Origin of the sequence: Pseudomonas sp. KK4 (genome assembly GCF_001984065.1) — a bacterium.
GTDB lineage: Bacteria > Pseudomonadota > Gammaproteobacteria > Pseudomonadales > Pseudomonadaceae > Aquipseudomonas.
This window is the reverse complement of sequence record NZ_LYVP01000002.1, coordinates 120746-134594: the sequence shown is the minus strand read 5'-3', so window position 1 is coordinate 134594 and position 13849 is coordinate 120746. Positions and strand designations below refer to the sequence as shown.

At 62.1% G+C, this 13849-nt stretch carries 11 protein-coding genes and 1 pseudogene; 5 read left to right on the top strand and 7 right to left on the bottom strand.

Annotated features, from left to right (window positions below; genetic code table 11):
* Nucleotides 1–50: 50 nt before the first annotated feature.
* A complete protein-coding gene (locus B0W55_RS01350; RefSeq protein ID WP_077044254.1) occupies nt 51–791 on the bottom strand; it encodes an SDR family oxidoreductase in 741 nt (246 codons plus the stop codon).
* Nucleotides 792–904: 113 nt separating this feature from the next.
* Here B0W55_RS01350 and B0W55_RS01345 point away from each other — a divergent pair, with 113 nt between their 5' ends.
* The gene (locus B0W55_RS01345) at nt 905–1795 is read left to right on the top strand and encodes a LysR family transcriptional regulator (protein ID WP_077044253.1); all 891 of its coding nucleotides are present in this window, start codon (nt 905–907) and stop codon (nt 1793–1795) included.
* Nucleotides 1796–1962: 167 nt separating this feature from the next.
* A pseudogene (locus B0W55_RS01340) lies at nt 1963–2253 on the top strand (type II toxin-antitoxin system HicB family antitoxin); the annotation flags it as partial.
* Between the two features lie 20 nt (nt 2254–2273).
* Here B0W55_RS01340 and B0W55_RS01335 read toward each other — a convergent pair.
* On the bottom strand, nt 2274–3314 hold the full coding sequence (locus B0W55_RS01335; RefSeq protein WP_077044252.1) for a LacI family DNA-binding transcriptional regulator: 1041 nt from the start codon (nt 3312–3314) through the stop codon (nt 2274–2276).
* A gap of 205 nt (nt 3315–3519) precedes the next feature.
* Between B0W55_RS01335 and B0W55_RS01330 the strand changes: the two genes are divergently transcribed.
* The 3 genes from B0W55_RS01330 to mgrA are packed head-to-tail and all read left to right on the top strand — an operon-like array spanning nt 3520 to nt 8178.
* A complete protein-coding gene (locus B0W55_RS01330) occupies nt 3520–5766 on the top strand; it encodes a TonB-dependent receptor (RefSeq protein WP_077044251.1) in 2247 nt (748 codons plus the stop codon).
* Between the two features lie 2 nt (nt 5767–5768).
* Complete coding sequence (locus B0W55_RS01325; protein WP_077044250.1) at nt 5769–7088, top strand: LLM class flavin-dependent oxidoreductase; 1320 nt, start codon at nt 5769–5771, stop codon at nt 7086–7088.
* A 52-nt stretch (nt 7089–7140) separates the two neighbouring features.
* The gene (gene mgrA / locus B0W55_RS01320; protein WP_077044249.1) at nt 7141–8178 is read left to right on the top strand and encodes an L-glyceraldehyde 3-phosphate reductase; all 1038 of its coding nucleotides are present in this window, start codon (nt 7141–7143) and stop codon (nt 8176–8178) included.
* Nucleotides 8179–8331: 153 nt separating this feature from the next.
* Here the strand turns inward: mgrA and tauD are convergent, their stop codons facing one another.
* The 5 genes from tauD to gshA form a co-directional block, all read right to left on the bottom strand.
* A complete protein-coding gene (gene tauD, locus B0W55_RS01315; protein WP_077044248.1) occupies nt 8332–9174 on the bottom strand; it encodes a taurine dioxygenase in 843 nt (280 codons plus the stop codon).
* 50 nt (nt 9175–9224) lie between these two features.
* Nucleotides 9225–10058: a taurine ABC transporter permease TauC gene (gene tauC / locus B0W55_RS01310; protein WP_077044247.1), complete on the bottom strand. Its 834-nt coding sequence runs from the start codon at nt 10056–10058 to the stop codon at nt 9225–9227.
* Nucleotides 10055–10849 carry a taurine ABC transporter ATP-binding subunit gene (tauB, locus tag B0W55_RS01305; protein WP_077044246.1) on the bottom strand — a complete coding sequence of 265 codons (795 nt, stop codon included), beginning with the start codon at nt 10847–10849 and terminating at the stop codon, nt 10055–10057. The genes tauC and tauB overlap by 4 nt, the downstream gene beginning before the upstream one ends.
* 16 nt (nt 10850–10865) lie before the next feature.
* On the bottom strand, nt 10866–11843 hold the full coding sequence (tauA, locus tag B0W55_RS01300; RefSeq protein ID WP_077044245.1) for a taurine ABC transporter substrate-binding protein: 978 nt from the start codon (nt 11841–11843) through the stop codon (nt 10866–10868).
* A gap of 247 nt (nt 11844–12090) precedes the next feature.
* Entirely contained in the window at nt 12091–13674 is a 1584-nt protein-coding gene (gene gshA, locus B0W55_RS01295; RefSeq protein WP_077044244.1) for a glutamate--cysteine ligase, read from the bottom strand.
* Between the last annotated feature and the right edge of the window lie 175 nt (nt 13675–13849).

The window sequence follows — 13849 nt, the reverse complement described above, 5'->3', positions numbered from 1 at the left end:
GGAGCGAGCCTGCTCGCGAAGGATTCACCTCGGTGTCAGAGTCAGCATAGTTAAACCAGCCCACCATTGACCCGCAGAATCTGCCCATTGACCCAGGCCGAGTCCGGCCCGACCAGAAAGGCCACGACGCGGGAAATGTCTTCCGGCTGACCGAGGCGCTCCAGCGGCGCCATCCTGGCGAATTGCTGGATCTGCTCCTCGCTCTTGCCATGCAGAAACAGATCGGTCGCCACCGGCCCCGGCGCCACCGCGTTGACCGTGATGTTGCGCCCGCGCATTTCCTTGGCGAACACCTGGGTCAGGGATTCCACTGCGGCCTTGCTGGCGATATACACCGCATAACCCGGCAGGTTCAGCCCGACGGTGCTGCTGGAAAAATTGATGATGCGCCCGCCCGCGTTCATACGGCTAGCGGCTTCACGCATGGTGTTGAACGTGCCGCGCGCGTGAATGTTGAAGTTTTGCTCGAACAACTCGTCGCTGTGCTGCGCCAACGGCATGACCTTGAGGATGCCGGCGTTGTTCACCAGCACATCGACCTTGCCCAATTGCGCTTCGGTGTCGTCGAACATCCGCCTCACATCCTCGGCACTGGCCACGTCCGCTTTGATCGCTATGGCCTGATGACCGGCCTGACGCAGTTCCACCACCCGTTTCGAGGCCTCACTGGCGCTGCTGGCGTAGTTGATGGCGACGGCGAAACCTTCACTGGCCAGTTGTTTGGCGATGACCGCGCCAATGCCGCGGGAGGCGCCGGTGATGAGGGCTACTTTGGACGTCATGGTGGTGATTCCTGCTCAATTGGGTGTGAAGCCAATCTCACATGTTTACCCAAGTCGATAAATGCACCAGAGTTGCCTTGACTGTTCAAGAATCGCCAACAATCGAGCATCAGGAGTCCAGCGTGGACCAAGTCAAAGCGATGAAGGTATTCGTACGCATCTACGAGCGCAGCAGCTTCACCCTGGCCGCTGAAGACCTGAACCTGCCACGCGCGACGCTGACCCACACCCTCAACCAGTTCGAAGCCTGGCTCGGTACACGTTTACTGGAGCGCAGCACGCGTAAGGTGCGTCCTACCCTCGATGGCGAGGCGTACTACCTGCGCTGTGTGCAACTGCTGGCGGAACTGGAAGAGGCAGAACTGGCGTTTCGCAGCGTCGCGCCTAAAGGGCGGCTGCGGGTGGACCTTCACGGCACGCTCGCCCGGCATTTCGTGATTCCGGCACTGCCGACATTCATGGCCCGCTATCCCGACATCGAACTGTCCATCAGTGAGGCCGACCGCCTGGTCGACCTGATCACCGAAGGCGTTGACTGCGTGCTGCGCGCCGGCACCCTGAGCGACTCCGCGCTGATCGGCAAACGCGTCGCCAACCTGCGCCAGATCACCTGCGCCAGTCCCGCCTACCTGCGTCAATACGGCGAACCGAACAACCTCGACGACCTCAAACACCACCGCGCCGTGAACTACGTTTCGCGCACCACGGCCAAGCAGTTTCCGTTCGAATTCATGGTGAATGGCGAACTCAAGGAAATACCCATTGAGGGCGCCATTTCCGTGTTCGGCGCAGAAATCTACGCCGCCTCGGCCATCGCCGGCCTGGGCCTGATCCAGTGCCCGCACTACCGAATGGAAATGCAAATCGCCCAGGGCCTGATCAAGGAAATCCTCCCCGACACCCCACCGCCCCCGATGCCGGTATCGGTGCTGTACCCGCACAACCGACACATGTCGCCACGGGTTCGGGTGTTTGTGGATTGGTTGGGGGAGGTGTTTGCGGGGGCCAAATGAACCGCAAAAGATCGCAGCCTTCGGCAGCTCCTACATTGGAATGCGTACCCCTGTAGGAGCTGCCGAAGGCTGCGATCTTTGCAAGATGTTTAAGGCCTGAGTCCATTTCGTTTCTCTGCCGTACAGTCCGAGTTCGCTCATTTGACTCATGAGAAGGACTAGCCGAAATGAAAATCCCGGTTGTTTTGCACAAGGATGCCGACTCGGACTACGGAGTGATTGTCCCCGACGTTCCAGGCTGTTTCTCCGCAGGTTGCACGGTGAAACAGGCGCTCTGTAGCGTGAAGGAGGCGCTATCCCTGCATTACGAGGGACTGGTTGCCGATGGCGATCCATTGCCGCAAGTGCGCGACATCGACGCTCACCTTGATAATCCCGAGTACGCCGATGGTGTGTGGGCGGTAGTGGAATTGAACGCCATGCCTTATTTCGGCAAATCGTTGACGTCTAAAACCACGCCTTAAAGGCGCCACATCGCTCAAGCACTCTCCCGCTCAATCACCCGACACTCCAGCAGATTCAGACGCTTCACCTCACCCTCAACCGGCAACACACCCAGACTTTCCAGCACTCGGGTGGCGGCGAGCACGCCGATTTCAAGGGCCGGGGGTTTGATGGTGCTCAGGCTGGGCAGGAGCATTTCGGCGAAGGGGTAGTCGCCGAAGCCGAGCACTGCGCAGTCTTCGGGGATGTTCAGGCCGGCGCGTTGCCCGGCCAGCAGGCCGCCGGCGGCGAGGTTGTCGTTGGCGAAGATGATGGCGTCGGGGCGGGGGGAGGTGTTCATCAAGGCTTGCATCGCTTGCTTGCCGGCCTCGAACGGTGCGCTGTCGGGGTCCGGGGCGAATACCCAGGGCTCAAGTCCCAACTCCCGTACGGTGGTCGCATAGCCGTCGCGCCGCTCCAGCGCACTGAAGTCTCCCGGCGCGCTGTTCTGCACGAAGGCGATGCGCCGATAACCTTTGCCGTGCAGATAGCGGGCGGCGGTCACGCCGACTTCAAAGTGCGAAAAACCGATCTGCAGAGGCTCGCGATCGGGTTGGTAATCCCAGGTTTCGATCACCGGGATGTCCGCCTCGGCGATCATCTTTTCGGTGCCGGCGCTGTGGAAGTGGCTGGTCAACACCAGCGCTGCCGGGGACCAGCCGAGAAAGGCCCGCACGGCGCTTTCTTCCTGGGTCGCATCGAAGTAACTCGATGCCAGCAACAGTTGATAGCCGTGGCGACTGAGGGTGTCGCTGAAGCCCTGGATGGTGTTGGCGAAGATCGGGCCCGAGATGTTGGGGATCACCATGCCGACGATCTTGCCACGGGCAGACGCCAGGCCACCGGCCACCAGGTTTGGCACGTAACACAGTGCGGTTACCACCGTCGCGATGCGCTCGCGCAATTCCTCGGACACCTGCTCCGGCTGATTGAAATAGCGCGACACGGTGATCGCTGACACGCCGGCCTGCCGAGCCACGGTATTGAGCGTCACACGGCCGGCGCCACGGCGTTTGCGGGGCTTGTCTTCAGTCAACGGTCGATCCCTCAACTAAACCAAAAAGCATATAAACGTAATTTTTCAGTATTGGACGGTCTATGTGCTGCTTGCCAATACTGGTGATGTTAGCGCTAACAAGGCGCGCTGTCTGCTACTCGCTCAAGCGAATGCCCAAGACAACTCACAGGCGCTGTCGTCGCAGAACGGCAGTGGTTCAGGGCCACTTTCGAACGGGCAAACCATGTACTTCATTTCTGGGGAATCACGAACACTGGCGCAATTGATTCGCGCCGCCACACCACGCCGGTCGACCCTGGGCTGGCTGCTCGCCGGGTTGGCGACGCTGCCCGTTCCGGGGGCTTTCGCTGCCGACAGCACCGATCAGGAGCCCACCCTCAAATCGGTAACGGTCACCGCCACCCGCCGCGAAGAGTCGCTGCAGAAAGTCCCGGTGGCGGTCACCGTGCTCGATGGCGAGCAACTGGAGCGCGACAACCGCAACAGCGTATCGAGCATCGTCCAGCAAGTGCCGTCACTGAACTTCCGCACCGGCGCGTCGAACAAGGACACCTCGCTGTTCGTCCGCGGTGTGGGGACCATTTCCACCTCGCCGGGGGTCGAGCCAACGGTGGCCACAGTGATCGACGGCGTGGTGTATGCCCGCCCGGGCCAGTCGACCCTGGACCTGCTCGATCTGCAGCGCGTCGAAGTGCTGCGCGGGCCGCAAGGCACACTGTTCGGCAAGAACGCCTCGGCCGGCGTCCTCAACATCACCAGCAACCCACCGCCCGGCGAAACCCACGGCTACATCGACCAGTCTTTCTACACCGGCAACGAAAGCCGCACCCGTTTCGGCCTCGGCGGCAGCCTGATTCCGCAGACGCTCAAGGGCTCGATCACCACCCTGTTCGGCACCTACGACGGCAACGTCGACAACACATTCAACGGTCAGGAGGTCAACGGCTACAACCACAAGGGCGTGCGCGGAAAACTGGAATTCACCCCCAATGACGACATCACCTTCACCCTGATCGCCGACTACATGCAGGCCCACGACGACGCACCCAATGGCGTGGTCAGCAAGTCCCTGACCCCGGCGTTCGCCAATGCCCTGAGCCCGGTGAATGCCTCCGGCCACAACCGTGACATCAATACAGAGACCCGCAGTCACGTCGATGACATCAACAAGGGCCTGTCCGGCCAACTCGACTGGCAACTGGGCGATTACACCTTGACCTCGATCACCGCCTGGCGCGGCTGGGACAACACCCAGTATCAGGACGGCGACCGGTTGAGCACGGTGACGGCGGCGTTCCCCGGCACGGCTGACAAGGGCGATCTGGCCTTCGATCAATACTCGCAAGAGCTGCGTCTGGCGTCGCCCAAGGGTGAGTTCCTCGAGTACGTCGGCGGTCTGTTCTACATGCACGGCAAGGACGACGAGACGTACCAGCGCACCCTGACCACGCCCGCCAGCGTCAACCGTGGCATCGCCGACTACAGCACCACCAATGACAGCTACGCGGTGTTCGGTGAAAGCACCCTCAATTTCACCGAGGACTTTCGCGGCATCTTCGGTCTGCGCTGGACTCACGACGACTTGGAATACGATCACCGCCGGGTTTCCACCTCGCCGATCGCCGTCACCGGTATTCAGCCGGATACCAGCAGCTCGGGCTCAGTGGATGAAGACGGCTGGTCCGGGCGCGTCGGCGTGCAGTACGACTTGAGTGACTCGGTCACCACCTACCTCACTTATTCGCGGGGGTATAAGGGCCCGGCCTATAACGTGTTCTTCAACATGCAGCCACGGGACACCGATGCGCTGAAGCCGGAGACCTCCAACAACTGGGAACTGGGGATCAAGGCCACGTCCTGGAACAATCGCCTGACCACCAACCTGGCGGTGTTCCACAGCGAGTACGACAACTACCAGGCGAACTTCTTCGACACCGTCGCCGGGCAAGTGGTGACCCGCCTGATCAACGCCGGCAGTGTCAGCACCGAAGGCGTCGAACTCGATTACGCCTTGCAGGCCACCCAGCAACTGAAATTCTCCGGCGCCCTGGCTTACACCCACGCCCGCATCGACGAGTTCGCCTGCCCGGTAGGGGCAGCGGCGTCGTGCAACGTCGACGGCAAGCCGCTGCCGTTCAGCCCGGACTGGAAAAGCTACGTGCGCGCCGATTACAGCATTCCTTTGGACAACGGCCTGGATGTCGAATTGGGCACCGATTACAGCTGGCAGAGCGAAGTGCAGTACGACATCAGCCAGAACCCCGACACCAAGCAGGGCGCGTACGGCATCTGGAACGCCAGCGTTGCCCTGGCCGACTACAACAATGGCTGGCGTGTGGCGCTGCTGGGCAAGAACCTCGCGGACAAGTCCTACTCGCCGCTGCTGGCCAATGGCGGCAACTACATCTACCGCGCCGTGCCGCGCGATGACGAGCGCTACTTCGGCGTGCAACTGCGCAAGGATTTCTGAGCATGACTCGACAGCTGAAACTGGGCGCCTTTCTGATGGCCGGCGGGCACCACATCGCCGCCTGGCGACACCCCGATGTACCGGCCGATGCCGGGCTGGATTTCGGCCACTACAAACGCCTGGCGCAGATGGCCGAAGCGGCGAAGTTCGACGCCTTGTTCGTCGCCGATAACGTCGCCGCGCCGCGGGATGACATCGCCAGCCGTATGTCGCGCTCGGCCGGCTTCGAGCCACTCACGCTGCTGTCCGCCTTGAGCGTGGTGACCGACCGCATCGGCCTGATCGCCACGACCACCACCAGCTACAACGAGCCGTATCACGTGGCGCGTAAATTCGCCTCGCTCGATCACCTGTCCGGCGGGCGAGCGGGGTGGAATCTGGTGACCTCGGACAACGCGGCCGAAGCGCAGAATTTCGGCCGCGACGAACACATCGGGCACGCCGATCGATACAGCCGCGCCCGGGAGTTTCATCAGGTGGTCACGGGGCTGTGGGATAGCTGGGAGGACGATGCGTTTATCCGTGACAAGGACAGCGGCGCCTATTACGACCCGGCCAAGTTGCATGTGCTGGATCACGTGGGTGAACACTTCCGGGTCAAGGGCCCGTTGAACGTGGCGCGCTCGCCTCAGGGGCAACCGGTGATCGTGCAGGCCGGTTCCTCCGAGGCGGGTCGTGAGCTGGCGGCGCAAACCGCCGAGGTGGTGTTTACCGCGCAGGCCTCGCTGGCCAGTGCCCAGGCGTTTTATGCCGATGTGAAAAGCCGCTTGAGTCGCTACGGGCGCAGTGCCGATTCATTGAAAATCATGCCCGGGGTCTTCGTGGTGGTCGGGCAAACCGAAAGCGACGCCCGGGAAAAATGTGAAACGTTTCAGCAATTAGTCGAACCGGAGGTTGGCGTGGCGTTGCTTGGGCGTATGCTGGGCAACTTCGACCTGTCGAAGTACCCGTTGGACGGCCCGCTGCCCGACTTGCCACTGACCGAAAGCGGACAGCAAAGCCGCCAGAAACTGCTGACGGAGCTGGCCGGGCAGGAGAACCTCAGCCTCGCCGAACTGGGCCGCCGGATCGCCGGGGGTCGCGGGCACTACAGCCTGGTGGGGACGCCGGTGCAGATTGCCGACCGCATGCAGGCGTGGTTCGAACAGGGCGCAGCCGATGGGTTCAACGTGCTGGTGCCGCACCTGCCCGGCGGTCTCGAAGATTTCGCCAAAGGCGTGGTGCCGGAACTGCAACGGCGCGGGTTGTTCAGAACGGAGTATGAAGGCCGGACATTGCGCCAGAACCTTGGGTTGGCCAGGCCTTCGAACCGCTTTGCATAGGCCGCAGGTTTGCCAGGCTTCAATGAATAAGACTCAAACAAGAGAGGATTCGATGACTTACACCGCTGCCGAAAACCGCTATGACTCCATTCCGTACCGCCGCGTAGGCCGCAGCGGGCTGGTGCTGCCGGCATTGTCCCTGGGCCTGTGGCACAACTTCGGCGACACCACGCCGATCGACACCCAGCGCGCCCTGCTGCGTACGGCGTTCGACCTGGGCATCAACCACTTCGACCTGGCCAACAACTACGGCCCGCCGTACGGCAGCGCCGAAATCAATTTCGGCCGTTTGCTGCGTGAAGATTTCAAGCAATACCGCGATGAGCTGATCATCTCCAGCAAGGCCGGTTGGGATATGTGGCCCGGCCCTTACGGTCAGGGCGGCGGTTCGCGCAAATACGTGCTGGCCAGCCTCGACCAGAGCCTGCAACGCCTGGGCCTGGACTACGTGGACATTTTCTATTCCCACCGTTTCGACCCGGACACCCCGCTGGAAGAAACCGCCAGCGCCCTGGCCACCGCGGTACAGCAGGGCAAGGCGCTGTACATTGGCATCTCGTCTTATTCCGGAGTGAAAACCCGTGAGATGGCAGCGTTGCTCAACGAGTGGAAAGTGCCGCTGCTGATCCATCAGCCGGCCTACAACCTGCTCAATCGTTGGGTGGAAAAAGACCTGTTGGACACCACCGACGAACTCGGCACCGGGGTGATCGCTTTCACCCCGCTGGCCCAAGGGTTGCTGACCGACAAATACCTGAACGGCGTGCCGGCGGATGCGCGGGTCAATCGTCCGGGCGGTGGTTCGTTGCAGGCGTCGCACTTGTCCGAGGCCAACATCGCTCACGTGCGAGCGTTGAACGAGATCGCCAAGCGTCGCGGTCAGAGCCTGGCGCAGTTGGCACTGGCCTGGACCCTGCGTGATCCACGGGTGACCTCGGCGCTGATCGGCGCGAGCCGGCCGGAGCAGATCATTGAGAACGTCGGGGCGTTGAAGAATTTGAGCTTCAGTGCTGAGGAACTGGCGGAGATTGACCGGTTTGCCCAGGAGGGTGGGATCAATCTCTGGGAGAAGCCATCGACGGCTGAGTAAGTGTCCGGGCGCTGATTTTTGGCGCCTGTTCCGGCCCTTTCGCGAGCAAGCCCGCTCCCACAGTAGACCGCGTCGCTACTGAGCATACGGTCGAACTGTGGGAGCGGGCTTGCTCGCGAAGAGGCCATAAAAGCCGATAAAGATCATCCGGACTCAGCGAAAGAACGGCACATCCCCCAGCACCGTCGCTCGCTGCATCACCCGCCGCGCCGGGCGGTAGTCGTCTACCGCGTAATGCTGGGTCACGCGGTTGTCCCAGAATGCGATGTCGTCCTGCTGCCAGCGCCAGCGAATGGTGAATTCCGGGCGGGTGGCGTGGGCGAACAGAAACTTCAGGATCGCCTCGCTCTCGGTCTCCGACAGCTCGTTGATCTTCGACGTGAAGCCTTCATTGACGAACAGCGAACGACGCCCGCTGACCGGATGCGTGCGGATCACCGGATGCGACAGCGGTGGGTTCTTGCGCCGTGCCTCTTCCCATTGCGCCAGCGCTTCTGGCGTATTGCCGTAGCGCTCCAGCGGGAACGAGCGGGTGAAATCGTGGGTGGCGGTCAGGCCTTCGAGCAGGGTCTTCATCGGTGCCGACAAGGCTTCGTACGCCGCAATGCCGCTGGCCCACAGCGTGTCGCCGCCAAACTCCGGCAACAGCTTGGCGCTGAGTATCGCGCCCATGGCCGGGGTCGGCAGGAAGGTGACATCGGTGTGCCAGATCGCGTTGTCGCGCACGTCGGTGACGGCGGTATCGAGGATCAGCACTTCTGGTTGTTCCGGCACATTCGGGTAGATGGGGTGAATGTGCAGGTCACCAAAGTTGGCGGCGAAACGCGCCTGCTGCTGCGGCGTGATCGGCTGCTCGCGGAAGAACAGCACCTGATGCTTGAGCAGCGCCTGCTCAATGGCATCGCGCTGTTCCAGGTTCAGCGGCTGGCTGATGTCGACGCCGCTGATTTGCGCGCCGAGGGCGGAGCTTAGAGGTGTGATGTGCAGGGTGCTCATGGTCTTTCTCTTCAATTCCGGGGCGCCGATTTGTCGGCGTAGACAATCGTTCAATGGGCCTGGCCGTGCCAAGGCACCAGTTTGCGTTGCAGGGCACGCAGGCCCATTTCCATGGCGAAGGCGATCAGCGCGATGACCAGAATCCCGAGCACCACCACATCGGTGACCAGGAATTGCGCAGCCGATTGCACCATGAACCCCAAACCGCTGGTGGCCGCGATCAGCTCGGCGGCGACCAGGGTCGACCAACCCACGCCCAGGCCAATGCGCACGCCGGTCAGAATGTCCGGCAAGGCACTCGGCAGAATCACATGACGAATCAACTGCGCCCGGGTCGCGCCCAGGGACTGCGCGGCGCGCAATTTCGCCGGGTCGACGGTGCGCACGCCGGTGGCGGTCGCGATGGCGATCGGCGCGAAAATCGCCAGGTAGATCAGCAGGACTTTCGACAGCTCACCGATGCCGCACCAGATCACGATCAGCGGCAGATACGCCAGCGGCGGAATCGGGCGGTAGAACTCGATCAGCGGATCGAGCACGCCCCGGGCGATGCGATTGGCACCGATGGCGATGCCCACCGGCACTGCGGTCAGCACCGCGAAACCGAGGCCCAGGCCGATACGGCTCAGGCTCGCGCCCAAATGCTGCCACAGGGTCGAATCCATGTAGCCGGTGGTCACCAGCAGCCAGCCTTTTTGCAGCACGGCGGACGGTGGCGGCAGGAACAGCGGTTCGATCATGCCGCTGGCGGTCACGGCCCACCAAATGACAAGGAGCGCCACCAGGGTCAGCACGCTGATCCAGCGGGTGCTCAGGCTGCGCCGCACGGGAATGACGGTAGCGCCGGGTTTTACTGCCGCCGCGGGGATCTCATAGCTGCTCATGCGCGCTCCTGCCGCTGGGCGGCGCTGCGTTGGGAGAACACTTTGGCGAGCACGTGTTCGCGGGTTTCGATAAAGCGTGGGTCGGATTTGATCGAGCGCGCCGACTCGCCGGCGGCGTAACGCTGGCCGAAATCCAGGTGCAGGCGTTCGACGATCTGCCCCGGGTTCGGCGCCAGCAAGATCAGGTCAGTGGCGAGGAACACCGCTTCTTCGATGTCGTGGGTGATCAGGAACACGGGTTTGGCGGTGCGGCGCCAGACTTGCAACAGCAGTTCCTGCATCTGTTCGCGGGTAAACGCATCGAGGGCGCCGAAGGGTTCGTCCATCAGCAATACGCGTGGGTCGGCAGCCAGCGCGCGGGCCAGGCCGACACGCTGCTTCTGTCCGCCGGAGAGCTGCCAGATGCGGCGTTGTTCGAAACCGGAGAGGTCCACCAGCGCGAGCATTTCCCGGGCGCGGATTTCGCGCTTTTCCCGGGACACGCCGGCCAGTTCCAGGCCGAAGCCGACGTTGGCCAGCACGTCCTGCCAGGGCAGCAGGGCATCGTCCTGAAACACCACGCCGCGTTCGGCGCTTGGGCCTTTGACCGGCACACCATCCAGGGTGATGCGCCCGGCGCTGGGCTCGACGAAACCGGCAATCAAGTTCAACAGCGAAGTCTTGCCACTGCCGGACGGGCCGAGGGCGACCAGCAGTTGCTGGGGCCCCAGGCTCAGGGAAATATCCGCCAGCACCGGTTCCGGGCTGCCAGGGTACTGTGCGCTGATGCGCTCCAGCTGTAGCAAAGCCATCGCGATTAACTCCCGATCAATTGGTGATGAACTTGGCACTGACGTAGGGCGCGTAGTCCGGCAGTACCGCCTCGACCTTGCCTTGTTCCTTGAGGAACGCGGCGGTGTCGGTGATGGCTTTGGTGGTCGGCGCGCCCAGGGTCACGACTTGGTCAGCGGCCAGCGGGTAGACGTTACCTTGCAACAGCAAGGGAATGTCGCTGGCCTTGGCACCGGAGAGCTTCACCAGTTTGTCGACGTTGGCTTGATTGGCGAGCCAGGCTTGCGGGTCCTTGCGGTAGTCGGCGTAGGCGTCCAGGGTCACCTTGGCGAACGCGGTGACGATGTCCGGGTGCTTCTCGGCGAAATCCTTGCGCACGATCCAGGCGTCGAAGGTCGGTGCGCCGAACTTGGCCAGTTCGCCGGAGGTGATCAGCACTTTGCCGTTCTCTTTGGCAACGCCGAGCGCAGGGTCCCAGACGTAGGTGGCGTCGATGTCACCGCGTTTCCAGGCGGCAATGATTGCCGGTGGCGCGAGGTTGAGGACGGTGACTTTCGACGGGTCGATGTTCCAGTGTTTCAACGCCGCCAGCAGGCTGTAGTGGCCGGTGGACACGAACGGCACGGCGATCTTTTTGCCGATCAAATCTTGTGGGGTCTTGATCCCGGAACCGTCGCGGGCAACCAGGGCCTCTGCGGCGCCGATCTGGGTGGCGATGAGGAAGGTTTCCACCGGGACTTTGCGGGTGATCGCGGCGGTCAGTGGGCTGGAACCGAGGTAGCCGATCTGCACGTCGCCGGAGGCGATGGCAGCAATGATGTCGGCACCGTTATCGAATTTGCGCCAGCTGATGTCGGCCTTGGTGGCTTTTTCGTAAGCGCCGTCGGCCTGGGCGACTTTCGCCGGGTCGACGGTGGTCTGGTAGGCGACGGTGACGTCAGCCGCCTGGGCAAACAGGCTCGCTGCAGCCAGGGATGCGGCCGCCAGCAAGCGAAGAGGGAAGTGCAGTTTCATTGAAAATCTCCATATCAGGCGACCGAGGTTCGGCGAGATAGGAGACTAAATGATCTAAGAATTCGAAAATAAATAACTTTTTCGAATGAGCTTATGAGCGGAAATTTTTAAGAGCGACCGCTTCGCGGTCGATCGCTAGCAGGCTGGCTCCCACAGCGGTTCAAGAGTGTTCACACAAATGTGCCAACACGAAAATCCACTGTGGGAGCTAGCCTGCTAGCGATAAGGTCCGCAGGACCTTACAGGATCAGTTACTGATCGCCAGGATGCTCGCCTGGTACGACCCGACAAACACATCGAAGTCGCCCACTTCGTTCTGCTCCAGCTCCACTTGCTCGGCCAGGGAAGTCCGTGCGCGTTCTTCAAATGCTGCCTGCTGCTCGGCCGGCAACGGCTCGCTGCGGAAAAACTCAGCATGGGCCAGGCTCTGGCGCAGGGAGAACTGAGCGAAGCTTTCCTTGTGCTCGGCCATGGCCGCCAGGACCTGGGCCGACGGCGTCAGCGACGAGTCCTTGACCTTGGCCATCTGCGCATCCAGCGCCTTGCTGTGGGCATCGCCGCCATGGCTCTGATCCAGCAGCGCTGCCAGTGGTGCAATGTTCTCGAGCAGTTGGGCCGCCCATTCCTTCATTTCCACCGTTTGACCTTCGCGTTGCAGATGCAGGCCCGGACGGCGGCCTTCCTTGACCACTTTGAGGAAGTTCGACGTGGCGTTGCCGCAGCTGTTATCGGTCAGCAGCGGGCTTTCGTTGAGGGCGCAATACAGCAGGAAGGCGTCGATGAAACGCGATTCGGTGAGGTCGATGCCCATCGGCAGGAACGGGTTGATGTCCAGGCAACGGACTTCAACGTACTGGATGCCGCGGGCCATCAGCGCCTGGATCGGACGCTCGCCCGAATAGGTCACGCGTTTCGGACGGATGTTGGAGTAGTACTCGTTTTCGATCTGCAGGATGTTGGTGTTGAGCTGAACCCACTCACCGTCCTTGTGGGTGCCGACTTCGACGTAGGGCGCATAAGGCGTGGCCACCGCCTGGCGCAGGCTGTCGGTGTAGCTGGTCAGATCGTTGTAGCAAGGCGTCAGGCCGGCCTGGGCGTTGCTCTGGTAACCCAGGTCGCTCATGCGCAGGCTGGTGGCGTACGGCAGATACAGGGTGTCCGGGTCCAGTTGTTCCAGCTGATGGGAACGACCGCGCAGGAAACCGGCGTCCAGCGCTGGCGACGCGCCGAACAGGTACATCAGCAGCCAGCTGTAGCGGCGGAAGTTACGGATCAACGCGATATAGGACGTCGACTGGAAATCGCGGTCGGTGCCGACGAACCCTTCAGCCGCCTTGAGCAGCGGCCAGAGCTGTTCCGGCAGGGAAAAGTTGTAGTGGATCCCGGCGATGCACTGCATGGTCTTGCCGTAGCGCAGGGCCAGGCCCTTACGGTACACGTACTTGAGCTGCCCGATGTTGGACGTGCCGTAGTAGGCGATCGGGATATCTTCCTCGGCCGGCAACGGGCACGGCATCGATGGACTCCACAGGTACTCGTTGCCGAGCTTGCTGTAGGCAAAGCGGTGAATGCTGTCCAGGCTCGCCAGCGTATCGGCGGGGTCGGGCAGGGCCGGGGTGATGAACTCCAGCAGCGACTCGGAATAGTCGGTGGTGATCTGTTCGTTGGTCAGCGCGGAACCCAATTCTTCCGGGTGCGGCGTTTGCGCCAGGCGACCTTCGCCGGTCACGCGCAGGCATTCACGTTCGATGCCGTGAAGGCACTGTTCGAGCAGAGAGAGGTTAGCGCGCTCGCCGAGCAGGGCCAGGCGGCGGTTGAGAAGTTCGCTCAAGTTGGATTCCTTCACGCGTCAGTCGCCCCAATATGGGGGTGGGCAAGACGGTCTACAAGGGTGAAGTTGAAACTGGCGTGTTCGCCTGGTTTTTGAGCCGCACAGGCCTTATGCCGGTCAGTCGAATGCTGGTCGCTATGGCCCCTGTGGGAGCGGGCTTGCTCGCGAAAGCGGT

Excerpts from the sequence above, each read along its gene's own strand:
- tauA (WP_077044245.1), bottom strand. The coding sequence starts at position 11,843 with ATGAAACTGCACTTCCCTCTTCGCTTGCTGGCGGCCGCATCCCTGGCT.
- B0W55_RS01330 (WP_077044251.1), top strand. The coding sequence starts at position 3,520 with ATGTACTTCATTTCTGGGGAATCACGAACACTGGCGCAATTGATTCGC.
- tauB (WP_077044246.1), bottom strand. The coding sequence starts at position 10,849 with ATGGCTTTGCTACAGCTGGAGCGCATCAGCGCACAGTACCCTGGCAGC.
- B0W55_RS01325 (WP_077044250.1), top strand. The coding sequence starts at position 5,769 with ATGACTCGACAGCTGAAACTGGGCGCCTTTCTGATGGCCGGCGGGCAC.
- tauD (WP_077044248.1), bottom strand. The coding sequence starts at position 9,174 with ATGAGCACCCTGCACATCACACCTCTAAGCTCCGCCCTCGGCGCGCAA.
- mgrA (WP_077044249.1), top strand. The coding sequence starts at position 7,141 with ATGACTTACACCGCTGCCGAAAACCGCTATGACTCCATTCCGTACCGC.
- tauC (WP_077044247.1), bottom strand. The coding sequence starts at position 10,058 with ATGAGCAGCTATGAGATCCCCGCGGCGGCAGTAAAACCCGGCGCTACC.